This is a genomic window from Xanthomonas hydrangeae (genome assembly GCF_032697525.1).
GTDB lineage: Bacteria > Pseudomonadota > Gammaproteobacteria > Xanthomonadales > Xanthomonadaceae > Xanthomonas > Xanthomonas hydrangeae.
The window spans coordinates 899090-925020 of sequence record NZ_CP103836.1; the positions used below are offsets into that span (position 1 = coordinate 899090).

18 protein-coding genes and 2 other RNA genes are annotated in these 25931 nt (G+C 64.3%); 10 read left to right on the plus strand and 10 right to left on the minus strand.

Annotated elements, in window-relative coordinates; genetic code table 11:
* Window positions 1-7: 7 nt before the first annotated feature.
* Window positions 8-775 (plus strand): substrate-binding domain-containing protein, encoded by a 768-nt coding sequence (locus tag NYR97_RS03635; protein WP_345784969.1) that lies wholly within the window; start codon window positions 8-10, stop codon window positions 773-775.
* Here NYR97_RS03635 and NYR97_RS03640 read toward each other — a convergent pair.
* A complete protein-coding gene (locus tag NYR97_RS03640) occupies window positions 767-1669 on the minus strand; it encodes a LysR family transcriptional regulator (protein WP_316696736.1) in 903 nt (300 codons plus the stop codon). The two genes, NYR97_RS03635 and NYR97_RS03640, sit on opposite strands and share 9 nt — an antisense overlap.
* 363 nt (window positions 1670-2032) lie before the next feature.
* Between NYR97_RS03640 and NYR97_RS03645 the strand changes: the two genes are divergently transcribed.
* Complete coding sequence (locus tag NYR97_RS03645; RefSeq protein WP_316696737.1) at window positions 2033-4189, plus strand: TonB-dependent receptor; 2157 nt, start codon at window positions 2033-2035, stop codon at window positions 4187-4189.
* A gap of 148 nt (window positions 4190-4337) precedes the next feature.
* Here the strand turns inward: NYR97_RS03645 and NYR97_RS03650 are convergent.
* Window positions 4338-5677 (minus strand): IS3 family transposase gene (locus NYR97_RS03650; protein ID WP_205394725.1). Its coding sequence is split into 2 segments (ribosomal slippage): window positions 4338-5242 and window positions 5242-5677, totalling 1341 coding nucleotides; the frame shifts between segments, so codons are not numbered across the junction.
* Between the two features lie 668 nt (window positions 5678-6345).
* Between NYR97_RS03650 and NYR97_RS03655 the strand changes: the two genes are divergently transcribed.
* Complete coding sequence (locus NYR97_RS03655; RefSeq protein ID WP_316696738.1) at window positions 6346-7416, plus strand: aldo/keto reductase; 1071 nt, start codon at window positions 6346-6348, stop codon at window positions 7414-7416.
* Between the two features lie 192 nt (window positions 7417-7608).
* On the opposite strand, the gene NYR97_RS03660 is transcribed toward NYR97_RS03655, so the two are convergent.
* The 4 genes from NYR97_RS03660 to NYR97_RS03675 are packed head-to-tail and all read right to left on the minus strand — an operon-like array spanning window position 7609 to window position 11415.
* On the minus strand, window positions 7609-8247 hold the full coding sequence (locus NYR97_RS03660) for a response regulator (RefSeq protein ID WP_024938967.1): 639 nt from the start codon (window positions 8245-8247) through the stop codon (window positions 7609-7611).
* A gap of 39 nt (window positions 8248-8286) precedes the next feature.
* Complete coding sequence (locus NYR97_RS03665) at window positions 8287-9336, minus strand: ABC transporter substrate-binding protein (protein ID WP_316696739.1); 1050 nt, start codon at window positions 9334-9336, stop codon at window positions 8287-8289.
* Complete coding sequence (locus tag NYR97_RS03670; protein ID WP_316696740.1) at window positions 9336-10721, minus strand: sensor histidine kinase N-terminal domain-containing protein; 1386 nt, start codon at window positions 10719-10721, stop codon at window positions 9336-9338. Before NYR97_RS03670 ends, NYR97_RS03665 begins: the two co-directional genes overlap by 1 nt.
* Window positions 10714-11415, minus strand: a complete 702-nt coding sequence (locus tag NYR97_RS03675) for a response regulator (protein ID WP_316696741.1) — start codon at window positions 11413-11415, stop codon at window positions 10714-10716. Before NYR97_RS03675 ends, NYR97_RS03670 begins: the two co-directional genes overlap by 8 nt.
* A gap of 242 nt (window positions 11416-11657) precedes the next feature.
* On the opposite strand from NYR97_RS03675, the gene NYR97_RS03680 reads away from it, so the two are divergent.
* The 4 genes from NYR97_RS03680 to NYR97_RS03695 all read left to right on the plus strand — a co-directional run bounded on the left by NYR97_RS03680 (window position 11658) and on the right by NYR97_RS03695 (window position 16473).
* A complete protein-coding gene (locus NYR97_RS03680; RefSeq protein ID WP_055825079.1) occupies window positions 11658-12851 on the plus strand; it encodes an OprO/OprP family phosphate-selective porin in 1194 nt (397 codons plus the stop codon).
* A gap of 114 nt (window positions 12852-12965) precedes the next feature.
* Window positions 12966-14294, plus strand: a complete 1329-nt coding sequence (locus NYR97_RS03685; protein WP_316696742.1) for a CitMHS family transporter — start codon at window positions 12966-12968, stop codon at window positions 14292-14294.
* Window positions 14295-14463: 169 nt separating this feature from the next.
* A complete protein-coding gene (phbB, locus tag NYR97_RS03690) occupies window positions 14464-15204 on the plus strand; it encodes an acetoacetyl-CoA reductase (protein ID WP_023905067.1) in 741 nt (246 codons plus the stop codon).
* A gap of 237 nt (window positions 15205-15441) precedes the next feature.
* On the plus strand, window positions 15442-16473 hold the full coding sequence (locus NYR97_RS03695) for a LacI family DNA-binding transcriptional regulator (protein WP_316696743.1): 1032 nt from the start codon (window positions 15442-15444) through the stop codon (window positions 16471-16473).
* 651 nt (window positions 16474-17124) lie between these two features.
* Here the strand turns inward: NYR97_RS03695 and NYR97_RS03700 are convergent.
* Window positions 17125-18444 (minus strand): MFS transporter, encoded by a 1320-nt coding sequence (locus tag NYR97_RS03700; RefSeq protein WP_316696744.1) that lies wholly within the window; start codon window positions 18442-18444, stop codon window positions 17125-17127.
* Window positions 18445-18711: 267 nt separating this feature from the next.
* Between NYR97_RS03700 and NYR97_RS03705 the strand changes: the two genes are divergently transcribed.
* From NYR97_RS03705 to NYR97_RS03715, 3 genes are all read left to right on the plus strand, one after another.
* The gene (locus NYR97_RS03705) at window positions 18712-21165 is read left to right on the plus strand and encodes a TonB-dependent receptor (RefSeq protein ID WP_316696745.1); all 2454 of its coding nucleotides are present in this window, start codon (window positions 18712-18714) and stop codon (window positions 21163-21165) included.
* Between the two features lie 34 nt (window positions 21166-21199).
* Window positions 21200-23119, plus strand: coding sequence for an alpha-amylase family protein (locus NYR97_RS03710; protein ID WP_316696746.1), 1920 nt, complete (start codon window positions 21200-21202; stop codon window positions 23117-23119).
* A gap of 357 nt (window positions 23120-23476) precedes the next feature.
* Window positions 23477-23552, plus strand: a non-coding RNA gene (locus NYR97_RS03715) — sX9 sRNA.
* 64 nt (window positions 23553-23616) lie between these two features.
* Here NYR97_RS03715 and NYR97_RS03720 read toward each other — a convergent pair.
* The 3 genes from NYR97_RS03720 to NYR97_RS03730 form a co-directional block, all read right to left on the minus strand.
* Window positions 23617-24297, minus strand: a complete 681-nt coding sequence (locus NYR97_RS03720; protein ID WP_316696747.1) for a type 1 glutamine amidotransferase domain-containing protein — start codon at window positions 24295-24297, stop codon at window positions 23617-23619.
* Between the two features lie 174 nt (window positions 24298-24471).
* Window positions 24472-24545, minus strand: a non-coding RNA gene (locus NYR97_RS03725) — sX9 sRNA.
* Between the two features lie 123 nt (window positions 24546-24668).
* The gene (locus NYR97_RS03730) at window positions 24669-25931 is read right to left on the minus strand and encodes a flavohemoglobin expression-modulating QEGLA motif protein (protein ID WP_316696748.1); all 1263 of its coding nucleotides are present in this window, start codon (window positions 25929-25931) and stop codon (window positions 24669-24671) included.

Consider the following 25931-nt stretch of genomic DNA (forward strand, 5'->3'; position numbering starts at 1 on the left):
GCGGGCTGTGTGGAAAAAATGGCTGGGTGCGGTTGTCGCCATTACCCTGCTGTCGCCGGCCGCAGGCGCGCAGGATCTGACCGTGATGACCTCGGGCGGCTTCGCTGCCGCCTTCGAGCGCCTGGCGCCGCAGTACAGCACGCAGACCGGCACGACGCTCGAGACGCTGCATGGCCCTTCGATGGGCCAGACGCCGCAATCCATTCCCAGACGGCTCGCACGCGGCGAGCATGCCGATGTGGTGATCATGGTGGGCAGTGCGCTGCAGAAGCTGATCGATGCAGGATTGGTGGATCCCGCATCGCGGGTGGAGCTGGCCGATTCCAGGATCGGCATGGTGGTGCGCAGCGGCGCACGCAAGCCGAAGATCGGCAACGTCGCACAGTTCAAGAGGGCGCTGCTGCAGGCCGATTCCGTCGCCTATTCCGACAGCGCCAGTGGCGTCTACATCGAGACCACGCTGTTCAAGCGGCTGCAGATCGAAGGACCGATGATGGCAAAGAGCCGCAAGATCGAGCGCATCCCGGTGGGCGCGGTGGTGGCCAACGGCAGCTACCAGCTCGGGTTTCAGCAGGTGGCCGAACTGCTTCCGGTGGCAGGCGTGGATTTCGTCGGCAAGATCCCCGAGCCGCTGCAGTCGGTCACGCGCTATGCGGCAGGCGTGCCGGTCACTGCGGCGCATCCGCAAGCGGCAAAGCGCCTGCTTGCCTACCTGCAGTCGCATGAGGCGCAAGCGGTCGCGCGCGCGACCGGGCTGGATCCGGTCTCACCGTGAGCGCGCGGGCATCCGTCGCACCAGTGCAGCCAGTTCGAGCGCGGCAGGTGTCAACGTGCGTCCCCGGCGTTTGAGCATCCCCACATTACGCGCTACCTCCGGTTCGACCAGCGGCACCGCCGCCAGCAGCGGATGCGGGCGGGAGGGCATTGCGATCGAAGGAACCGCGGCAATGCCGACGCCTGCTTCCACCAACCCCAGCAAGGTGGTGACATGGCGGGTTTCGCAGATGCTGGGCCGGTCCGGCGTAAAGGCAGACAGCGCCCGATCGAGCACCAGCCGATTGCCCGATGTCTTGTCGAGCGTGATGTAGTCGTGGCCATAAGCCTCCTGCCAGCTGACCTGTTCGCGCCGGGACAAGGGATGGTCGTGGCGGCACGCGATTACATAGCGCTCCTGCAGCAACGGCTCGAACTCGACCTCCGGTGCCAGGTTGCCGCTGAAGCTGACGCCGAAATCCGCTTCGCCGGAGGCCACTGCCGCACTGACATGACTGGCGCTGCCGTCGAACAGCCGGATGCGGATCTTCGGAAACAGCTGATGCAGCCCGTGAATCGCCTGCGGCATGAAGTAGTACGCCGCGGACGGCACGCACGCCACGGTCACGGTGCCCATCCTGCTCGATCCGGCATCGCCGATGCTCATCAACGCCAGATCCAGATCGTCGAGCATGCGCTCGACCTGCGGCATGAAGGCCTGGCCGACCGTGGTGAGCGCCACCTTGCGCGTCGTACGCTCGAACAACTTGACGTTCAACGCCGACTCGAGTTTGTCGATCCTGCGGCTGAGCGCCGGCTGGGTGATCCGTATCCGTTCGGCGGCGCGGCGAAAGCTGCCGTTTTCGGCAACGGCGCGGAATGCCTGTAGATCGTTGAGGTCGAATTTGATGGTCACGGTGCCGCAGCTGCGATGTTCGATGGCGGTCGGCATAGCATAGACAGTTGCCTGCTTTGCTGCGCAAGCATGCCCGGGCAGACGCATCGCGCACAGCTTGCAGCGTGAGTGCAGAACGTCGTCGAGCTAGGCCTGCACGCGCTGCTGAGCACACAGCGACTGCCTGCACTCGCATCGCAGTGCTCCGGCAGCGTAACGATGCTGCCAAGGCGTGCAGTCGCATGCTCGCAGCAGAGCGGCATGCCGGACGCCGTGGCGCCAGCGCCTGCTAGAATATCGATAATGATTCCCATTTGATCGTCACTTTCGCCCCGGCTTGCGTGTCCTGCACGCGTGCCGCCGCGTTTTGGAGTTCCTTGCACGATGAAATCTCCCGTCTCCGCATCGGCCGGTATGCCGCTGCTTGCCTCGCTCTGCCTGCTCGCCTCTGCCACCGCGTCCGCGCAATCGGATGTCACCGATACGCTGGATACGGTGGTGGTTGCCGCCTCGCGCTCCAACATGACCGTGGCCGAGTCGCCGCAGACGGTGCTGATCATCGACAAGGCGCAGATCCAGCAACAGCTGACGATCTCCAGCAACTCCTCCGACGTGCTCGCCAACCTGATTCCCTCGTACACGCCCAGCCGCGGCAAGATGAACGGTAGCGGCGAAACCCTGCGCGGGCGCACGCCGTTGATCCTGATCGACGGCGTGCCGCAGTCCAATCCGATCCGCCCCACCGGTCGCGAAGCGCACACCATCGACTATGCGATGGTCGAGCGCATCGAAGTGATCCAGGGCGCCAACGCGATCAACGGCCTGGGCGCCACCGGCGGCACCATCAACATCATCACCCGGCGTCCGCAGGATGGTGAACTGAACCAGCACGTCGACGTGCAGGCCACCGCGCCCACCTCGGAAACGCGTGCGGAAACCGCAAGCGTCGAGACCCGTTACCGCGTGGACGGCCGCACGGACAAGCTCGATTACCTGTTCTCGGCCAGCTACAGCGACCAAGGCCTGTATGTGGACGGACAAGGCCGGCCGATCGGTGCCGACAACACCCAGGGCGACCTGATGACGTCCAAGAGCTACGACGTGCTGGCCAAGCTCGGCTACGCGCTCACCGACGCGCAGCGTCTGAGCGTCAGCGTCAACCGCTACCGCATCAAGAACGACAACGACTACATCGGCATCGCCGGCAACCGTGCGCAAGGCCTGCCCACCACCTCGGTGCGCGGCACCCCGCAAGGCACCGCGCCCTGGAACGATGTACTGACCTCCAGCCTGTCGTACACCCACGACGACCTGGCCGGCATGCAGCTGAGCGCGATGGTGTTCAACCAGGAATTCGAAGGGCTGTTCGGCGCCGACAACTCGTCCACGTTTCAGGACCCGCGCATCGCACCGGTCGGCAGTTTGTACGACCAATCGCGTTCGGTCGCCTCCAAGTGGGGCAGCAAGATCAGCCTGACCAAGGATGATCTGCTCGATGGCCGGCTCAAGCTCACCGGCGGCGTCGACCTGCTGGCCGACACCGGCAAGCAGGATCTCTACGGCACCGGGCGCACCTATGTGCCCGAGTCGGACTACCGCAACCTGTCGCTGTTCGTGCAGGGCGAATACAAACTGCTGCCCGAGCTGACCCTGCACGCCGGCGTGCGCCGCGAAGAAGCCGAGTTGAAGATCGACAGCTACCAGACGCTGTGGCGTTACAACCGGGTCGCTGTCGAAGGCGGCACGCTCGACTTCAACCAGACCCTCTACAACGCAGGCCTGGTCTACACACCGGCCGAGGGTGTGAGCTTTTTCATCAGCTATTCCGAAGGTTTCGGCATGCCGGACGTGGGCCGCGTGCTGCGCGCGATCAACACGCCAGGCACGCGCGTGGCCAGCCTGAGCACGCTGGAGCCGATCCTGACCAAGAGCGTGGAAGCCGGCACCCGCCTCACGCGCGGCGCCTTCGATGCGGACCTGAGCTACTTCCAGTCCAACTCGGATCTGGGCACGCGCGTGGTGCCGATCAATGGCGCCTTCATGATGAGCCGCGAAAAGACCCGCGTGCAGGGTGTGGACGCCAGCCTGGGGTATCGCCTGGATGCGGCGCATCGCCTGCGCCTGTCGTACGCGTACACGCGTGGCCGCTACGACAGCGACAACGATGGGCAACTGGATGCCCGCCTGGATGGCCTCAACGTGGCGCCCAATCGGGTGATTGCCTCGTGGTCGGCGCAGTGGACACCGAAGTTCTCCTCGTTCGTGCAGGCCCAGCATGCCTTCAGCCAATCCTTCGACGAGGCCGACAAGCGCTTCAGCGGCTACACGCTGGTGGATGCGACGTTCAACTACGCGTTGCCGCGCGGTGCAGTGCGCATGGGTGTGTCCAATCTGTTCGACAAGCAGTACATCACCTACTGCCCTGGTCGAACCGCTGCGCTACTTCGCCGGGCGCGGCCGTACGTTTACGCTGGGTTATTCGCTGGATTTCTGATGGCGTCGCGTGACTGTCGGCAGCTTGCGCACGATACGCCTGCGTAAGCGTGCTGCTGCGCCTGGATATCGAGTCGTAGCGCCGCTTAGATGCAGTCAGCAGCCAGTTAGTCGAATGCGCGGTGCCCTCACCGCCCGCGGGACACGCCGTGAACCCGTCCCTGAAGTGACCCCCAAAAGCTGGACAGTTGGGCGATCAGGCGACCAGCTTGCTCTGCTCCCGGTATTTTACCGGACTCAGGCCCTTCAATTTGAGCTTGATCCGGTCTTCGTTGTAGTACCTGATGTACTCCACCAGCCCGGCTTCCAGACTTTCGACGCTGTCAAAGCTGTTTAGATAAAAGAATTCGGACTTCAGCGTCCCGAAGAAGCTCTCCATGGCCGCATTGTCCAAGCAGTTGCCGCGTCGGGACATGCTTTGTTTCAGAGAGTGCTTTTCGAGTTGATGCCGGTAGTTCTCGTGCTGGTAGTGCCATCCCTGGTCAGAGTGGATCATCGGCCGAGCGTCGGGCGAAAGTTTTTTGATTGCCTGATCCAGCATCTGGCCCACCAGGTCGAATACCGGTCGGCGTTTCATCTGATAGGCCACGATTTCGCCGTTGTACAGATCCATGATCGGTGAAAGATAGAGCTTCATGCCCTGCACCTTGAACTCGGTGACATCGGTCACCCACTTCTGGTTGGGCATCTGAGCTTCAAACTGGCGGCTCAGTTCGTTGGCTACGATGACATTGGCTGCGCCCTTGAATGCGCGATAGCGCTTGATGCGCACCCGCGATCGCAGCCCCAGTCCGGCCATCAGGCGCTGCACCCGCTTGTGGTTGATCCTCTCACCCTGATTGGCCAGTTCCAGTGCGATGCGGCGGTAGCCATAGCGCCCTTGGTTTTCATCGTAAATCGCGCGGATGCGCTCACACAGGTCGATCTCACCTTCATCGGGACGGGCCAGGGCACGAATCTGGTAATAGAACGTGCTGCGCGATAGCTCGGCCGCCTTGAGCAAAAGCGGCAGTGCGTAGGTCTGCCTCAATCCGTGGACGGCTTGCGCTTTGCGCGCTGCGCCGCCTGCTCTTCCTGGATCAAGGCATCGAGTTTTTTTAAGTAGGCCGTCTCCGCACGCAGGTAGGCCACTTCCTTAAGCAGCTCATCGCGGCTCATGTCCTCGGCGGGCTTGGACGAGCGTTTTTTTTTCATCGGCTTCTGGGGCGGCGATAACGCTTGGGCGGCGCCGTCAGCATACAGCCGTTGCCAATGCGCTACCGCACCGGCGCTGCCTATCTGGAAGTAGGTCGTGGCCTCGCGCGCAGACATCCCCTCTTGGCGCATCTTTTCAAGAACTTCCAGCTTGAACGCAAGATCATAGGAGCGGGCCTTGCGGTGAAACCCGCGCCAACCGTGCAACTGATAGGTCGCTGCCCAACGCCTGACCGTGGAGAACTCCAGACCATGACGGCGAGCCACCGCCTTGACCGAGATGGAGGTCTTGCAGGCCTCCTTGGCGACCTGAAGTTTGAAGCGAGCGTCATATCTGTGCATGAAATCCTCGGAGTTGGACGGAGTGTCCAACTTCCGGGGGTCACTTCACCCTGGGGGCTCGGTGCCGGCATCCATGCCGCCACACGGTCCCGCAATCGGCGAGGGCACCGCACCAGAGAGTTGCTCGGCTGCTTTTCTTAAAAGCTTTTCCGTTGCTCGGCCTGTGTTGGGAACATGATCGGACGCGTCGTATCCGAACAACGCACGTCGTGCATTGCCTGTACCTTGCACACCGACCATCTCGACAGGTCATTGCCCGCCCACCGTCGCGGGACCTTACGCGGCATGGATGCCGCGTAAGAGCTTACAGGGACGTACTTGCAGCGTGTCCCGCGATGGTGGGCGGGCAAGGGCCCTGCAGCGAAGTCGCAGATCCTGGCGTCTTGGTCGCTCACTCGCCGCCCAGCAGGGCGCACCCCTGCCTGTCTGTGATACTCCCGCCCAGTGCGGGCCGTGCGAGCGCTGCGCGCGTGTTAGTCGGCGCATTGCAATCAACGTAGCAATGCGCCATGCACATCGCATGCAAGGCTTTGTCTTGCGCGATGGTGCTGCGTGGACGATTCGGACGATCAGGCAAGGATGCCGGATAACCAGGCTCACGCTGACTCACCGGCCCGCGGCACAGTGCATCGCATGACGCACGACGCCATTACCGGGAGAACCAACGCATGAGTCGAACATTTTCGCTGGACCACTATCGCTTGCTCGGCCGCTCCGGGCTGCGTGTTTCGCCGCTGTCGCTGGGCACCATGACCTTCGGCGAACAATGGGGCTGGGGGGCAGACGCGGATGAATCCAGGCGCATCTTCGATGCCTATGTGGACCTTGGCGGCAACTTCATCGACACCTCGGTCAATTACACCAATGGCGGCTCCGAGCGCATTCTGGGCACGCTGATCAAGGACTGTTGCGAACGCATCGTGTTGGCGACCAAGTTCACCATGTCGCGCGATGCGCACAACATCAATGCCGGCGGCAATCATCGCCTCAATCTGATCCGCTCGGTCGAGACCAGCCTGCGACAGTTGGACACCGATCGCATCGATCTGCTGTATCTGCATGCCTGGGATTTCACCACCTCGCCGGAGGAAGTGATGCGCGGTCTGGACCATCTGGTCCAATCGGGCAAGGTGCTCTACCTCGGCATCTGCAACACCCCGGCCTGGCGCGTGGCGCAATTGCAGACACTGGCCGATCTGCGCGGCTGGTCGCCCCTGGTGGCGCTGCAGATCGAATACAGCCTGGTCGAACGCAGCGTCGAACACGAGTTACTGCCAATGGCACGCGCACTGGGCCTGGGCGTGCTGCCATGGTCGCCGCTGGGCGGCGGCATCCTGACCGGCAAATACAACCGCGCCGCTCTCTCCGACGACAACGCGGCCGAGGTTTCGACCAGCCGCAAGGGCGTGATCGCCTCGACCGGGCATCTCAACGCGCGCTCGCTGGACATCGCCGATGTGGTCGGCACCATCGCCGACGAACTGGGCGCCTCGCGTTCGCAGGTGGCGCTGGCCTGGACCTTGCGCCATCCAGCCGTGGTCTCGCCGGTGATGGGCGCACGCACGCTGCAACAGGCCGAAGACAATTTCGGTGCGCTGGAGATCGTCTTGAGCGACGAACAACTGGCGCGACTGAATCAGATCAGCGCGTTGCCGCCGATCTTTCCACAGCGTTTCATCGGCCGACCGATGGCACAGCAACTCATCTACGGCGCCCACAAGGTGCAGTTGCGCAGTTGATGGATGCATCGCCATGGCAGATTCCTCGGCAGCGATGAACTTCCTCACGTGGAATGATCTTTCACCGACAACGGCACGACCGATCTACCCGTCGCGTCATCCCGCGTTCGCATCGCCGTTCTGCACGGCGCTGCGTCCGAGCGCGCCATGGTCATCGCAACACACGATGCAGCACACGATCACCAGGAGCACTCAGCCCTCGCCTTCCGGCTCCAGCGCCTTGACCAGTACAGCCGCTTGCGTGCGGCTGTAGCAGTCCAGCTTCTTCAGGATCGCGGTGACGTGCACCTTGACGGTGTTTTCGGCCAGCCCCAGCTCGTGCGCGATCTGCTTGTTGAGCAGGCCGTCGGCCAGGCTCAGCAGCACGCGAAACTGTTGCGGGGTGAGCTGGGCGAGTTTGGAGGCCAGTTGCGCGTCGGCCTCGGAGCGCTCGGCGGTCATCGGCGGGAACCAGGTGCCGCCCTCCAGCACGCTGGCCACCGCGGTACCGATCGATTCGGCCGGGGTGGATTTGGGAATGAAACCGGCCGCGCCGAACTGCTGCGCGCGCCGGATCACGCGTGGGTGATCGTTGGAGGAGATCACCACTACCGGGATGTCCGGGTGCTCGCCACGCACGTGCAACAGCGCCGAGAAGCCGCGTGCGCCCGGCATCGCCAGGTCCAGCAGCACCAGCTCGGCCTGCGGGTGCGAACGCAACATGGCGCTCAGCGTGGCGGCGCTGGAGGCTTCCACCACATCGGCCTGCGGCAAGGTCTGCTGCAGCACGTGGATCACGGCGGCACGGAACAGCGGGTGGTCGTCGGCGACGAGGATGGTGAGATCGGCCATGCGCCAAGTCTGGCACATGGTTGCGACCGATGCCGCGCGCTAGCGCGGCGGCTGCGTGCTGGCGCGCCAGGCGTCCAGGAACTGCCGGCGCTTGAGCTTGTCCAGATACACCAGCAGGCCCGGGCCCAGCGGGATCGGGCGGAACGGCGGTTGCGCCGAGCCACCACGCCCACCGGCGGCCGGCAGGATCGGCATCAATCGCGCCTCGCGCGAAAGCACCTGCTGGCCGCGTGGCGAAAGCAGATAGTCGAGGAATCTGCGCGCCTCGGGCGCATGCGGCGCGGTCTTGGGGATCACTGCGGTGCGCAGCGCCACCAGCGTGTAGTCCTGCGGCTGCACGATGCCCAGCGGGGCGCCGGCATCGATGCGCGTCTGCGCGTATGAGCCCAGCACGTTGTAGGCCAGCAGCAGCTCGCCACGGCTGACGCGGTCGAGCAAGGTGCCGGTGCGTTCTTCCAGCCTGACCTGGTTCGCGCCCAACGCGGCCAGCAGCGCGCCGGCGATGCTGCCGACCTGCCCGTCCTGGGTGGCGAACAGATAGCCCACGCCGCTGCGCTCGACATCGTAGGTGCCGACCCGGCCGCGCAGCGGCGCATCGGGCGCGCGCAACAGGGCCAGCAGCTGTCTGCGCGTGCGCGGCACGCGTGCGGCCGCCAGCTTGCGGGTGTTGTAGACGATGGCCACCGGCTCGTAGCTGATGCCGAACACTTCGTGCCGCCACTGCGCCCACGCCGGCAACGCTTCGGTCTGTACGGAGCGGTGCGCCAGCGCGTGACCGTCGTTCACCAGCTTGGTCTGCAGATCCATGCTGGCGCTGATCAGCATGTCGGCGGCGGGTGTGGCCTTGCCTGGATGCAGATAGCGCGCATAGATGTCCCAGGCGATCACGTCTTCGTAGATCACCTCGGTGCCCGGATGCAGGCGCTGGTAATCCTGGATGACCGCGCCGAACACTTCCAGATCGGTGGAGCCCTGCACGCGCAATTGCGCCTGCATCGGGCCCTGCGCGGGAAACCGCCGTACATCGCCGGGCGCGGCGCAGGCGATGCCATGTGCCAGCAATACCACCATCAGCAACAGCACGCGCATCAGCGTGTCCCTCCAGGAAAATGCAACGAGGCGATCAGCCCGCCGCCGACGCGGTTGGCCAGATCGATGCGCCCGCCATGCGCCTCGACCACGCGTTTGACGATCGCCAGCCCCAGCCCCGCACCGCCGGCCGGCGCATCCGGCCCGCGCGCGAAACGTTCGAACACGCGCTCGGCTTCGGCTGCAGGAATGCCGGGGCCGTGATCGGCGATGGTGATGACGTGGTGGCTGCCATCGCTGGTAAGCGCCACCTGCAATGGCGCGCCGCCACCGTACTTGCAGGCGTTGTCGATCAGGTTCTTGAGCGCCTCGCGCAACAGCAAGGCATCGCCATGCAACAGCGCCGGTTGCGGGTCGATCGCCAGGTGCACGCGCGGCGCCCTGTCGCTACGCGGTAGCGCTTCGTGCAAGGCCTGGTGCAAGACCTCGGCCAGATCCACCGTGGCAAAGCGCTGCAGATTGGCGCGATGGATCACGCTGGCATCGCTGAGCAATTGATTGAGCAGCCGGCTCATATGGCTGGCATTGCGCTCGATCGCCACCAGGCTGCGCTGCATCTCGCGCGGGTCGTCCTCGTCCATCGCCAGCTGCGCCTGCGCGCGCAAGGCAGCCAGCGGCGTACGCATCTGGTGCGCGGCTTCGGCCATGAACGCGCGCAAGGTTTCGTTGCTGGAGGAGAGCCGCGCCATGAAGCGATTGAGCGCGGTCACCATCAGCTGCATTTCCTGCGGTGCCGACACGCTCAGCGGTTTCAGGTCGGAGGGCTCGCGCCGCGACAGATCGCGCTCGATGCGCTGCAACGGGCGCAACGCGCGATACACGCCCAGCCACACCAGGCCCAGGGCGAGCAGCGACAAGACGCCGATCGCCACCAAGGCATTGAGCACCACATCGCGCGCCAGCGCATCGCGCGCGCGGCGTGTCTGGCCCACCTGCACGCGCACCTCGCCCTGCCCGGACGCCGATGCCACCCGATGCATCACCACCGCAAAGCGCACCGGCTCGCCGCTGTAGTCGGCATCGAACAACAGCGGGCGCTCGTCGCTTGGCGGGCGCGGCGGCAGAGGCAAATTCTCTTCGCCGGTGATGGTGCGGCCTTGCGCATCGAACACGCGATAGAACACGCGGTCTTCCGGCGCCATGCCGAGCAGATCCAGCGAGGCATACGGCAGATCCACCTGCCAGTCGCCGCCGACCAGGGCCACGCTGTCGATGATCGACAGTGCCGAGGACACCAGCAGATGGTCGTAGGAGCGATTGGCCGCACGCTCGCCGTAATCGCGCGCGGCAAAGAACAGCACTACCGCGCCGAGCAGCGACAGGCTGCCCAGATACAGCAGCAAGGTGCGCCTGATCGACGGCGCCACCGTCAGCGGCTCAGCCATCGACGCCCGGCTCCACCGGCGCGTGCGGGTCGGCTTCTTCGAGTTTGTAGCCGGCGCCGCGCACGGTGACGATGCGCAGCGGCGCCCCCGCCAACTTGCGACGCAGGCGGCCGACATACAGCTCGATCGCATTGGGCCCGGCATCGTCGTCGAAACCGAACAAGCCGTTGCCGATCTCGTCCTTGCCCACCACCTGCCCCAGCCGCCCGATCAGGATTTCGAACAGCCGGTATTCGCGATTCGGTAATTCGATCGGCACGCCGTCCAGCACCAGCGTGTGCGCGGCGTTGTCGAACACGAAACCGCCGATCTGCACCACCTCGCTGGCCTGGCCACGATTGCGCCGCAGCAGCACCCGACAGCGCGCTTCGAACTCGCGGAAGTCGAACGGCTTGCCCAGGTAATCGTCCGCCCCGACATCCAGCGCCTGCACGCGGTCTTCGATGCCATCGCGCGCGGTGAGCATCAGCACCGGTGTGGTATCGCCGCGCTCGCGCATCCCGGCCAGCACCCGCAAGCCATCCAGCTTGGGCAAGCCGATATCCAGCACCACCAGATCGAAACTCTGATAGCGCAACACACTCGCCGCCGCCAGGCCATCGGACTGCCAATCCACCGCATGCCCGCTACGGCGCATGCGCCGCACGATGGCATCGGCGAGGTCGGCGTTGTCTTCGACTAGCAGCAGGCGCATTGGGCGGGCAATCGAGAATGGAGAATGGGGAATCGGAACGGCGGTTGGCTGCGGCCGGAAGGTAACAGGCCGCGCAGACAAAAGCTCTTAACGCTCTTGCGATTCCCCATTCCCGACTCCCCATTCCCGCCCCAACGACAGGTCCATGACAGCTTCGCCGGACTAGGCTGCAGCCAACGCGCCGCAGAGTGGTTGTGCGGTGCATCGCTGAACGTGATTCACACATGTACCTGGGAGGGTCTGTGAGCAACGACACCTTGCGTCTGCGCGTCTTCACCGCCTGCGCCGCGATCTGCCTGGCACCGGCTGCCCGCGCGGCCGATGGCGACGGTCCGGTCACTGCCGAGGTGGGTGGGCGCGTGCACTGGGACTTCACCATGTTCGACAACGACGAACGCGGCACGCCCGAGCGCAACGACACCCAATTCCGCCGTGTGTGGCTCGATGTGGCGGGCAAGTTCTATGGTTTCAACTACAAGGCCGAAGCGGAATTTGCCGGCCTGCAGTACGAGTCCGGCAGCCGCGGCATCCTGGCGCGCGATGTGTATATCGCCAAGAAGTTTTCCGCCGGTACGCTGACCGTGGGTCAGTTCAAACAGTATTTCTCGCTGGACGATCGCACCGGTTCCAATTACGGCCCGTTTCTGGAACGCGGCTATGCATCGACCACGCTGGCGCCGATCTATCGCAAGGCGATTTCCTGGCAGGCCAGTCGCCCCGATGCGACCTGGTCAACGGCGGCCTACAGCCTGGAAAGCATCGACAATTCGTCCACCAAGGGCGGTGCGCTCGGCACCCGCCTGACCTTCGCACCGGAGATGGGCGAGGCGCGGCTACGCCACCTGGGCGTGTCGCTGGCGCACGAGCGCTATTCGCATCCGGGCAGCGGCGGTGCGGCGCCGTTGCTGATCCGCCCACGTCCGGAGAACGATCTGGCCAACAACAGCCGCATCACCCTGGCACGCTTTGCCGATGGCCGCGATACCGATTTCGACAAATGGTCGCTGGAATACGCCGAAGTGCTGGGCCCATGGTCGTGGCAGAGCGAATTCAGCGGCGGCCTGCTCGATGACGGCGGGCAGCATGCCAAGGTGTTGGCCAGCTACGGCTTGGTCAGCTGGTTCGTCACCGGCGAGTCGCGCGGCTACGACCGCAAGACCGGGCGTTTCAGCCGCATCAAGACGCCCAATCGCCCGTCCGGCGCGTTCGAGCTGGCCTTGCGCTACGACTACATGCGCGGCGACCAGCACATGGATGGCCAGCCCAACTTCATTGACGCCAGCACGCAGTCATGGACGCTGGGCGGCAATTGGTATTTCAAGCCGAACCTGCGCGTGATGCTCAACGTGATCGACAGCCGCAACCGCGACCGCATGGTCGATGCAGTGGTCGATCACACGCTGGCGGTCACCGGTCGTTTTCAGTACGACTTCTGATGTGTCGTTCGTGACCGAGCCAGATTTCAGGCAACTGCATTCGCGTCATCGCTTCCGCGCTGCATGCGCACGCTCCACCCTCTCCCTGTTGCACGTCTCAAAGGATTTTCCCGCATGCTGACCGCGCTCGGTTTCGGAATGGTGATCACCTTCATGTACCTGATCATGAGCAAGCGGCTGTCGCCGTTGGTGGCTCTGATCACGGTGCCGATCGTGTTCGCGTTGCTGGGCGGCTTCGGCACCGGCATCAACGAGATGATGCTCGACGGCATCAAGAAGATCGCGCCCACCGGCGTAATGCTGATGTTCGCCATCCTCTATTTCGGTGTGATGATCGACGCGGGCCTGTTCGATCCGCTGGTCGGCCGCATCCTGCGCCTGGTCAAGGGCGATCCATTGAAGATCGTGATGGGCACGGCGATCCTGGCGATGCTGATCTCGCTCGATGGCGACGGCTCCACCACCTACATGATCACCGTGTCGGCGATGCTGCCGCTGTATCAGCGCCTGGGCATGAACGCACTCAACCTCACCTGCGTGACCATCCTGGCCAGCGGGGTGATGAATCTGACTCCGTGGGGCGGCCCCACGGCACGCGCCGCTACCGCCCTGCATGTGGATCCGGCCGATGTGTTCGTGCCGCTGGTGCCGGCGATGGCGATGGCGATCGCCGGCATCATCGCGCTGGCCTGGTTGCTGGGCATGCGCGAACGTCGTCGCCTGGGCGTGGTGCGTCTGCCGGCCGACGGCAACTGGCTGGACACCAGCCTGCCCGAGGAAAACGACGCGTTGCCGCGCGTAGAAGACACCGAGTACATGAAGCGGCCCAAGCTGCTGTGGGTGAACCTGATCCTGACCCTGGCGCTGATGGCCGCACTGGTGGTCGGCGTGCTGCCGATGCCGGTGCTGTTCATGATCGGCTTTGCGCTGGCGCTGATGATCAACTACCCCAACCTGGCCGAGCAGCGCCGCCGCCTGGTCAATCACGCCGGCAATGTGCTGTCGGTGGTGTCGCTGATTTTTGCCGCCGGCATCTTCACCGGCATCCTGTCCAACACCGGCATGGTCGAAGCGATGTCGCGCAGCTTTCTGGCGGTGATCCCCGACAGCTGGGGCCCGTATCTGGCGGTGATCACCGCGATCGTCAGCATGCCGTTTACGTTCTTCATGTCCAACGACGCGTTCTACTTCGGCGTGCTGCCGATCCTGTCCGAAGCGGCCGGCCACTACGGCATCACCCCGGTGGAAATGGCCCGCGCCTCGCTCGCTGGTCAACCGGTGCATCTGCTCAGCCCCCTGGTGCCCTCGACCTATCTGCTGGTCGGCCTGGCCAAGGTCGACTTTGCCGACCATCAACGCTTCACGCTGAAGTGGGCGGTGTTGATTTCGATGCTGATGTTGGCGGGCGGATTGTTGTTCGGCTTGTTCCCGTTGGCGCGCTGATCGCGCGCCGGGAATGGGGAATCGGGAGTTGGGAATCGTAAGGGCGGCGCTGTGCTGTCGTGTCGATTCCTGACTTCCACATGGACAACAGACACCGCAAGCGCGGCTCCTGCTCTACCGATTCCCCACTCCCGATTCCCCATTCCCAAACTCCGAAGGAGTTACACCAATGACACTTCGCATCGCATACGTCACCAGCGGCATGGGCAGTGTGGGTACCGCGATCTGCCAGAAGCTGGCGCGCAGCGGGCATACCGTGGTCGCCGGGTGCGGTCCCAATTCGCCGCGCAAGACCTCCTGGTTGCGTGAGCAGCGCGAACAAGGCTTCGAGTTCGTTGCCTCCGAGGGCAATGCCGCCGATTGGGATTCCACCGTGGCCGCGTTCGCCAAGGTCAAGGCCGAGGTCGGCGAGATCGATGTGCTGGTCAACAACGCCGGTGGCAGTCGAGACACCTTGTTCCGGCAGATGACGCGCGACGACTGGAACGCGGTGATCGCCAGCAATCTGCACTCGTTGTTCAACATCACCAAGCAGGTGGTCGATGGCATGACGTCGCGCGGTTGGGGACGCATCGTCAACATCGGCTCGGTCAGCGCGCACAAGGGCCAGATCGGGCAGATCAATTTTGCCACCGCCAAAGCGGCAATGCATGGCTTCAGTCGCGCGTTGGCGCAAGAGGTTGCATCGCGTGGCGTCACCGTCAACACCATTTCGCCGGGCTATATCGCCAGCGCCTCGATCAGCAGCTTTCCACCCGACGTACTCGACCGCCTAGCCACCTCGGTGCCGGTGCGCAGGCTCGGCAAACCTGCAGAGGTCGCAGGTTTGTGCGCGTGGCTGGCTTCCGATGAGGCCGCGTACGTGACCGGTGCGGACTATGCCGTCAACGGCGGCCTCTACATGGGCTAGAGCGGCCATCAAAACTACTGCGCTCACCGCCAGGCGTGCGCGGCCGGTGCACGCTACGTTTTGTCGGCCACTGTGAAGCGTCATGCCTGGCGAGTGGCAAGCACACGCTGCAAGGTGTGCACTTGCACCGGTGTGCGTACTTGCAGTGGGTCATCGCCCGCAAGCAACCGCCACTGCGATGAGTAACCCGCCTGCTGCGCGAACTGATTACACTCTGGTTTTCCGCAGCGCGTTGTCATGGCCAAACCTTCAGAACGCGCAACGCCGGGCGCCCGCCCGCAGATGGCCGATATCGCCCGCATGGCGGGCGTGTCCGAATCCACCGTGTCGCGCGCACTCGCCGGCAGCCCGGTGGTGGCCGAGCGCACACGCGCCTACATCAAGCAGATTGCCGCCGATGCCGGCTATCAGGTCGATCCGATCGCACGCAGCCTGCGCGCCAAACGCTCCAACACCGTGAGCGTGGCAGTGCCGATGATGCATGCACTCGATCAGCCGTTATCCGATCCCTTCATGATGACCATGCTGGCGTTGCTGGCCGAAGAACTGACCGGGCGCGGCTACAGCATGCTGCTGTCCAAGCTGGATCGGCATCAGGATGGATGGGTCGAACAACTCGCACGCGGCAGCCGCTCCGATGGCGTGATCGTGCTCGGGCAAAGCTCCGAACACGATGCGCTCGATGCCGCCGCGCGCGACGGTCTGCCGATGGCGGTATGGGGCAGCAGGATCGAAGGGCAGTCGTACATCAGCGTGGGCAGCGACAACTTTCAGGGCGGCGCGCTTGCCACCGAGCATCTGATCGCCAGCGGCCGTCGCCGCATCGCCTTTCTGGGCGACGACCAACTGCCCGAGGTCGCACCGCGCTTTGCCGGGTATCGGCACGCACTTGAGCAGCACGGGCTCGAATTCGACACGCGCCTGCATGCACGCAGCCACTTCCTCAGCGAGGACGCCTACCGCCTGACCCGCGCGATGCTCAAGAAGACCGACCCACCGGACGGGCTGTTCGCGGCCTCCGATGTGATCGCAGTCGGTGCGATTCGCGCCCTGGTCGAAGCCGGCCATCGTGTGCCGCAGGACATTTCGCTGGTGGGCTTCGACGACATCCCGCTGGCCGCCTACAGCCAGCCGCCGTTGACCACGGTGCGGCAGGATCTCGGGCTGGCCGCACGCCTGCTGGTGGACCGGCTGCTGGCGCTGATCGCTGGCGAGTCGGTGGAATCAGTGGAGATGGCGGTGAAATTGGTGGTGCGCGAGTCGGCGTGAAGCGGGGAATCGGGAATCGGGATTGGGGAATCGCAAAAGCGGAGGCGCTGCGCGCAGCCGTACTTCCTCGCCTCCGCGAGCGCACTCGACGGCGCCCGGTATGCAGCAATGCAGGCGTGGCGACTAAGAGCGGCCAAGAAACCTAGCGAGCGGTCGCCTGTCAGTGAGTGCAGTGATTTTGTCTGCCGCATCTTGGTGGATGCAGTCAAAAGTCCAGGTCGAACGCTGAGTCGGTCGAGGGCGCGGTGCCCTCACCGCTCACGGGACACGCCGTAAATCCATCCGTCGAGGCTCGGTGGCGGCATCCATGCCGCCACACGGTCCCGCAATCGGCGAGGGCACCGCACCAGAAAGATTGCTGCTCGCTTTGTTGAAAGCCATGCACACCGACCATCTCGACTGGTCCTTGCCCGCCCACCGTCGCGGGACCTTACGCGGCATGGATGCCGCGTAAGAGCCTACACGGACGTACTTGCGGCGTGTCCCGCGATGGTGGGCGGGCAAGAGCCCTGCAGCCAAGCCACAGATCAGCCGCTCTGCCTTGCGGCGTGTCCCGCGATGGTGGGCGGGCAAGGGCCCCGCAGCCAGGCAGCCAGGCAGCAGATCAGCCGGCCTGCAGTAGACCGGCGTGAAGTCGTTTCGTCAGTCGCTCTAAGCCGCCACCGCCTTGGGCTTGCGGACGCGCACGCATAGCATCGCGATCGCCGCGGCCAGCATCAGCGCACCGGCAAGCCGGATCACGTTGCGCGGGTCACCCTGCAACAGCCGCTCGTAATACAGCGGCAAGGTGACGATCTGGATCAGCATCGGCAGCACGATGAACAGGTTGAACAGGCCCATGTACACGCCGGTGCGCTCGGGCGGAATGCTGTCGGCCAGCATCAGATACGGGTTGCCCATCATGCTGGCCCAGGCCAGGCCAATGCCGATCATCGGCAGCAGCATCAGCCAGCGGTCCTGGATGCCCGGCAACACCCACATGCCGATCCCGGCCGCGACCAGACAGGCCGCATGCGTGTATTTCGGGCCGAAGCGGCGCACCACCGGCACCATCGCAAACGCCGCCAGAAACGCGATGAAATTGTAGAAGCCACCGATCTGCCCGTTGACCAATCCTGCCTCACGGAAGCCATGCGAGTTGGCCTCGGTGGTGCCGAACAACGTGGTCGACAGCGACAGCACGATGTATTGCCAGTAACAAAAAATCCCGTACCACTGGAACAGCATCACCGGTGCGAGCTGACGCATGGTCGGTGGCATCGCGCGCAAGGCACTGACGATTTCGCGCACCGTCGCGCCCAGGCCCGCGCCGGTCTGGCGCATACGGGCAATCTCTGCCGGCGCAATCGCCGGCTCGCGCACGCTGCGCGCGGTGAGCAGGATCGAGGCGGCAGAAAACCCCGCGCCAATCACGAACGCAGCGATGGTGACGTAGGGAATATGGTGCGCATTGGCGGCGTCCTGATTCATGCCCAGCCACACCAGCAACGGTGGGGTGAGATAGGCCAGCGTCTGCGCAAGACCGGTGAATGCACTTTGCGTGAGATAGCCAAGCGGCCGCTGCGGCGGCGCCAGCACATCGCTGACCAGGGCACGGTACGGCTCCATCGCCACGTTGTTGGCCGCATCCAGGATCCACAGCAGGCATACCGCCATCCACAACGCAGTACTGAACGGCATCGCCAGCAGGCACAGGCTGCATACCAGCGCGCCCAGCACCATGTATGGCATGCGCCGGCCCCAGCGGGTCACCGAGCGGTCGCTCCACGCGCCCACGAACGGCTGCAGCACCAGCCCGGTGATCGGCCCGGCCAGCCACAGGTACGGTAGGCTGGCGTGGTCGGCACCCAGATAGTTGTAGATCGGGCTCATATTGCTCTGCTGCAACCCGAAGCTGTATTGCACGCCAAAAAAGCCGGCGTTGAGCGCCAGGATGCGCAGGAAGGAAAGCGGTGGAGCGTTCGACGACATACAAGATCCTGAGCTTGGGTGCGGCGATCGGTGGCCGCAGCGCACTGTACGCTGACGCTGATGCAATCGATTGTAACGCTGCGATGCAACACGCTTCCGCTTTGAAGATTATGTCTTTTCAGCATGCATTGGATTGCTGCAATGCAGGATTGCAATCGATTGTATTGCAGCGTATTACTGCGCTCGCACTGCAGGCCACACGGCCACTCCCTGGGAGGGGACGATGCAGCGATCGGCACACCACCATCCGTGAGAGAGAGAACCGCGATGTCCACTTTGCACACCCTTCGCCTGCATGCCCTGGCCTGCGCGGTCGCCTCCTGCCTCTGCGTGCCCGCCGCGCTGGCGCAGGACGCCACCAGCGCAACCACCACCCCGCCGGCCGCCGACAGCGCCGCGGTCAATCTGGATTCGGTATTCGTTACCGGCACCTCCACGGCCACCACCAAGCTCAAGTCCAGCGTGTCGGTCAGCACCGTCGGCGCCGAGGCGATCGAACAATCGGCGCCGCGCAGCACTGCCGAGATCTTCCGCAACATCCCCGGCATCCGCTCCGAATCCAGTGGTGGCGAAGGCAACGCCAATATCGCCGTGCGCGGCCTCCCCGTCGCTTCGGGCGGCGCCAAGTTCCTGCAATTGCAGGAAGACGGCTTGCCTGTGATGGAGTTCGGCGATATCGCCTTCGGCAACTCGGACATCTTTCTGCGTTCGGACTTCACCCTCGATCGCATCGAAGCTATTCGCGGTGGCTCGGCGTCGACGTTCACCAGCAATGCGCCCGGCGGCATCATCAACTTCATCAGCAAGACCGGCGACACCGAAGGCGGCAGCGTCGGCGTGAGCCGCGGCGTGGATTACGACAGCACGCGCGTGGACTTCAACTACGGCGCACCGTTTGCCGAGCATTGGCAGTTCAATATCGGCGGCTTCTTCCGCCAGGGCGATGGCGTGCGCGACGCCGGTTACACCACCGAAAAGGGTGGCCAGCTCAAGGCCAACCTCACCCGCCTGTTCGAGAACGGCTACGTACGTGTGTACGGCAAATACCTCAACGACCGCGCCGCCGGCTATCTGCCGGTGCCCACCTCCGTGCGCGGCCGCGACGGCTCGCCGGACCTGGGCGGCTTCGCCGGCTTCGACCCCGGCAACGACACCTTGTACAGCCGCAATTTTCGCAGCGATGTGGGCCTGGATGGCAACAATCAGCCGCGCCGCACCGACCTGGGCGACGGCATGCACCCGATCTCGCGCACCATCGGCGCCGAAGCCTGGTTCGACCTGGGCAACGGCTGGAACCTGAGCGAGAAATTCCGCATCGCCGACAACAGCGGCCGCTTCGTCAGCCCGTTCCCGGCCGAAATCACCGATGCCGCCTCGCTCGCCTCTTCCATCGGCGGCGCTGGCGCGCAACTGGTGCAGGCCAGCGGTGCAGATGCGGGCCAGGCCTACACAGGCAACGCAATCCGCACGCATCTGTTCAACGTGGCGATCAACGACCTGGGCAACGTCACCAACGACCTCAGCGTTTCGCGCGCGTTCGACGGCGATGGCCGCACGCTCACCCTGCGCATGGGCTATTACAGCTCGCGCCAGACCATCGACATGGACTGGACCTGGAATTCCTACGTGCAGACCCTGGGCCGCGATTCGCGCCTGCTCAACGTGGTCGATGCCGGCGGCGTGTCGCGCTCGCAGAACGGCCTTTACGCGTACGGCACCCCGTTCTGGGGCGACTGCTGCATCACCCGCAGCTACGACGTGCGCTACGACGTCAACGCGCCGTACATCGCGCTCACCTTCGACAGCGGCAAGTTCAGCATCGACGGCAGCCTGCGCTACGACATGGGCGATGCACGCGGCAACTATGCCGGCACTGCGATTGCGCAGAACCTGGACGTCAACGGCGACGGCGTGATCCAGCCGGTGGAACAGCGTGTGGCCACGGTCGATACCGCCAACGCGCGGCCGGTGGATTACGACTGGAATTACCTGTCGTATTCGCTGGGCAGCAATTACCTGATCAACGACGACCTGGGCGCCTTCGCCCGCATCAGCCGCGGCGCACGCGCCAATGCCGACCGCCTGTTGTTCGGTGTGGTTCGCGACGACGGCTCGGTCTCTTCCGACGAAGGCGTCAACGTGGTCCGCCAGGCCGAAGCCGGCCTGAAGTGGCGCCGCGACGGCCTGAGCCTGTTCGCTACCGCCTTCTCGGCACGCACCGAGGAACAGAACTTCGAAGTCACCAGCCAGCGCTTCTTCAACCGTAGCTACGAGGCGCACGGCGTGGAGCTGGAAGCCAGCTACCGCTACGAAGGCTTCACCGTCAACGGCGGCCTGACCTGGACCGATGCAGAGATTTCCAAGGACCAGATCACGCCGGAAAACACCGGCAATGTGCCGCGCCGCCAGGCCGATGTTGTCTGGCAGCTGACTCCCAGCTACCGCGGCGACGGCTATCAGTTCGGCGTGAACCTGATCGGCACCACCGATGCCTACACCCAGGATTCCAACCAGCTGAAGATGCCCGGCTATACGCAGGTGAACCTGTTCGGCGACTACCGCGTGACCGATGCGCTCACCGTCGCGCTCAACGTCAACAACCTGTTCAACACGTTTGGCCTGACCGAAGCCGAGGAAGCCACCATCCCAGCCAACGGCATCATCCGCGCGCGTTCGATCGCCGGCCGTACCACCAGCATCAGCCTGCGCTACGACTTCTAAGGACCCCTCGCCGGATTCTTCCCGGCGCTTGCCAATGAGTACCTCCCCCATCGATTTCACTGTAGTGCGCGCAGCCTTTGCTGCGCCGTTGGATGCGCAGCGTGCGAATGCGCTGTTGCCGCGCTTCGATCAGCATGCGCCGCGTCTGCTCGACGCGCTGCAAGCGCTGTATGGGCAACGCCCGGACTATGCGTCGTGGTTGACGCAGTGGTTGAGCGCGCTCGGCAACACTGCGCAACAGCGCCCGCAGCCACTGCAACAACTGGACACAACGCGTCAGCCCGGCTGGTTTGGCGAACAACACATGCTGGGCTACAGCGCCTACGTGGACCGCTTCGCCGGCACGCTGCAAGGCGTGGCCGAGCGTGTGCCGTATCTGCAGGAACTGGGCGTACGCTATCTGCACTTGCTGCCGTTCCTGCGCGCGCGCGCCGGCGATAACGATGGCGGCTTTGCGGTCAGCGATTACGGACAGGTCGAACCGAGCCTGGGCGACAACGACGACCTCATCGCACTCACTACGCGCCTGCGCGAGGCCGGCATCAGCCTGTGCGCGGATTTCGTACTCAACCATACCGCCGACGATCACGCCTGGGCAAAGGCCGCGCGTGCGGGCGACGCACGCTATCTCGATTACTACCATCACTTTGCAGACCGCGCGCTACCCGATCAGTACGAAACCACGCTGGGGCAGGTCTTCCCGCACACCGCCCCTGGCAACTTCACCTGGGTGGACGACACTGCGCAGTGGATGTGGACCACCTTCTATCCCTATCAATGGGATTTGAACTGGAGCAACCCGGCGGTGTTCGGCGAGATGGCGCTGGCGATGCTGCAGCTGGCCAATCTGGGCGTGGAGGCATTTCGGCTGGATTCCACGGCATATTTGTGGAAGCGCACCGGCACCGATTGCATGAATCAGCCCGAGGCGCACACCTTGCTGGTGGCGCTACGCGCGGTCACCGATATCGTGGCACCCTCGGTGGTGATGAAGGCCGAAGCCATCGTGCCGATGACGCAGCTGCCGCCCTACTTCGGCACAGGTGCGGACCAGGGACACGAGTGCCATCTCGCGTATCACAGCACGCTGATGGCAGCCGGCTGGTCGGCCTTGGCGCTGCAACGCGGCGACATTCTGCATACCGTCATCGCGCATAGCCCGCCGTTGCCGCACAACTGCGCGTGGCTGAGCTATGTGCGCTGCCACGACGATATCGGCTGGAATGTGCTGCAGCATGAGGCGGCCGGCAATGCCGAGCAGCCACCGTTTGCGTTGCGCGATGTCGCGCGCTTCTATGCCAACGATGTGCCGGGCAGCTACGCGCGCGGCGAGAGCTTCCAGAGCAGTGGCGACGGCGTGCACGGTACCAATGGCATGGCCGCTGCGCTTTCGGGGATCCAGGCGGCACAGGAGGCAGGCGATGCGGTGGCGTTGGACACTGCGGTGGATCGGTTGGTGCTGCTCTATGCGATCGCGCTTGCAATGCCGGGCGTGCCGTTGATCTATATGGGGGACGAACTCGCCTTGCCCAACGACATCAGTTATCGCGGTGACCCGCACCGTCAGCACGAAGGCCGCTGGTTGCATCGTCCGGTAATGGATTGGAAGGTTGCTGCTCAACGTGAGACTGCGGATAGTTTGAGCGGCAAGGTGTATCGCCGGTTGCGTGCATTGATCCGGCAACGTGCTGCGCTTTCTGCTTTGGCAGCCGATCAGGCATTGGGCAGTGTGGCGCTGGGCGATCCGCGACTGTTTGCGTTGACGCGTGGCGATGGTTTCTTGGCCGTCCACAATTTCGGCGATCAGCCGCTGACGGTGGAGCTTGCTGCGATCGGGGATGGCCGATGGACACTGCTGGCTGATGACAGCGACGCAACGGTCGAATCGCTGAGCGATGACATGCGGCTGGTGCTGCCGGCTTATGCGGTACGCTGGTTGGAGCGTGGTGCCTAAGCGGTTTTGGGCAGTTGTGAAGCGCACTTCAAAGCGGATGATCTGCCAGAGCGGGCGATCTGCGGCTTGGCTGCAGGGCCCTTGCCCGCCCACCATCGCGGGACACGCCGCAAGTACGTCCGTGTAGGCTCTTACGCGGCATCCATGCCGCGTAAGGTCCCGCGACGGTGGGCGGACAAGGGCCAGCGGAGATGGTCGGTGCGCTTGGTTGCGTTGCGAGCACTTGATTGCGTCGAGCTGTCGGATGCTGCGGAATTCTGAAAGCGCACGACCAAGAGTTGAAAACGCACGACCAAGAGCAGCTACAAAACTGCTGCTCTCACCGTCAGTCGGGCGCGGCTGGTGCTCGGCATCGACATGTACAACTCGTACGTGCCAGCTCCTTCGCCCCGTCCGCACCCACCTGACGACTAATCGCTACGTGTTGTCAGCCGCTCCAAGTCAAAAGGCGCGGCTTCCTCCGGCGGTCGATGCACGACCACACGACGACCGCAAAATCAGCGCTTCAACAGCTCGAGCAACGTCTCGGCGGCCTTTTCGGAAGAGGCAGGATTCTGCCCTGTCACCAGCGTGCCATCGGTCACCACATGCACGCCCCAGTCGGCGCCTTTCTCGTAACTGCCACCGAGTTCGGTCAGCACGTCTTCGACCAGGAACGGCACGATCTTGGTCAGGCCAACGCCCTCTTCTTCGCCATTGGTAAAGCCAGTGACGCGGCGGCCATTGACCAGCGGTTTGCCATCGCTGCCCTTGACCCGACGCAGTACGCCCGGCGCGTGGCAGACCAGGGCATGCGGTTTCTCGGCAGCGGCGAAGGCTTCGATCAAGGCGATCGACTGCGCGTCTTCGGCCAGATCCCACAACGGTCCGTGGCCGCCCGGATAGAACACCGCATCGAAGTCCTCGGCCTTGACGTCCGCCAGACGATGCGTGCTGGCCAATGCCTGCTGCGCGTCGGCATCCTGCTTGAAGCGCTTAGTGGCGTCGGTCTGTGCGTCGGGTTCGTCGCTCTTGGGATCCAGCGGCGGCTGGCCGCCCTTGGGCGAGACCAGCGTGATGTCGGCGCCAGCGTCCTTGAACACGTAGTACGGCGCGGCGAATTCTTCCAGCCAGAAGCCGGTTTTCTTGCCGGTATCGCCGAGTTGGTCGTGGGAAGTGAGCACCATCAGGATTTTCATCGCATTGCCTCGTGTCGTTGCCCATCTCGGGCGAGGCGAGCAGTGTGTGGATCAGCCCGTTGCAACATCGTGTAGAACGTGTCGGCACGATGCATACGGTTCAGCGCCACTTCCGGCGAGCCACACAATCGCAAGGCCCGCTGCATCCGCAAGGGACGCGCGACTACCAAGAGCGGCTAACAACGCGTAGCGATTAGGCCTCAGGTGGTGCGGGCGGCACGGAGAAACCGGGGTGTACGAGTGGCCATGCCGATTCCGAGCATTGGCCGCGACCGCCTGACGGTGAACGCAGTGGTTGTTTCAGCCGCTCTAAAATTGCGGTGCGTGTTCGCACCTACCCGGCAAGTGTTCGCACCCTCTCGTAACGACGCTCAGACATTCATCGCCGGCGGCTGCAGCTGATCCATGCGGATGCGATTGGCGAACAACGAAAACGCCAGCATGCCGGCCAGCCCGCTGACCCGGCTCACCCACGGCGGCAGCCAGCGCGGTGCAACCAGCACGCCGCTGTCGAACAAGGGCGCAAAGCGCGCCACATCGCCCAGCGCCATCTTGCCGGCGAACAGATAACGGCACAGCTGCAGCTGGTCGCGCTGCAGGGAATGCCGGAAGAACGTGTGCACCGCGACCAGACCACGCAGATACACCGTGTCCTTGGTGAAGGCACCGCCGCCTGCGGTGGGCACCCCGCGGAACACGCGTTGCGCCGAGGAAAAACTTTCGGTTGCGCTCTGCCCGCTGCTGGTGAAATAGCGGAACACGTCGATGAAGTCCGCACCCGAGCGCGCCATCGCAATCGCCTCGATGCGCAGGCTGATGCGCTTCATGCGTTCGATATCGATGCTGCCGGTGATCTGCTCGGCGAACGTGGCCAGCCCTTCCTGGGTGGCCGTGGTGCGCGGCGAAGAGATGCCCAGGCTGGGCAGATGCACCTGCGCGCGGCCATTGAGCGCGGTAAGGGAATGCACCAGCGCTTCGTGATGGAACAACTGCGCGCGGTCGTAATCGCTGAAGGTGGCGCCGCTGCGCAGGCGGATGCGGTGCGCGCCTGCGGCCGCCTTGGCGAGCAGATCCGGGTCCAGCGTGACCGTGATGACGCGGCCTTCGAAGAACGCATCCAGATCGTTCTGCAGCTGCATGCGCAAGGCCGTCGCCGACACCGGCACCTGTTCTTCGGGCGCCAGCAGTTCGCGGTCCAGTTCCTGCGCAATCTGGATGAAGTGGCGTGCGGCTTCGCGCGTGCTCGGGCCGTTGCCTGGCATCGGGTCGTCGGGCACGCCGAACAACTGCGCCGAGTAATCGCTGACTGCGGTGGTGCCCAACGATTCCAGCAGGCCGGCCGCCAGACTCCAGCTGTGCGCCGAGTCGATCAGATACGCGCCCAGCGGATGATGCGGATCGGCGGCCTTCGCAATCGCCGCCAATTCGCGTCGGGTATCGCCGAAATCCAGCGCCGGATACTCCACCTGCGGCAGCTCCGGCTGACCACGCGCCACGCTCTGCAGAAACGGCTCCTGCAGCGAACGCGGCCAGCTGGCCAGGGCCAACAGACGCACGCCGCGCACCGCCTTGACCAGGCGCACATCCAGCGCCGCGTGATGGACGATGTCCGGCGGCGCCTTGCGCAGCGGCAT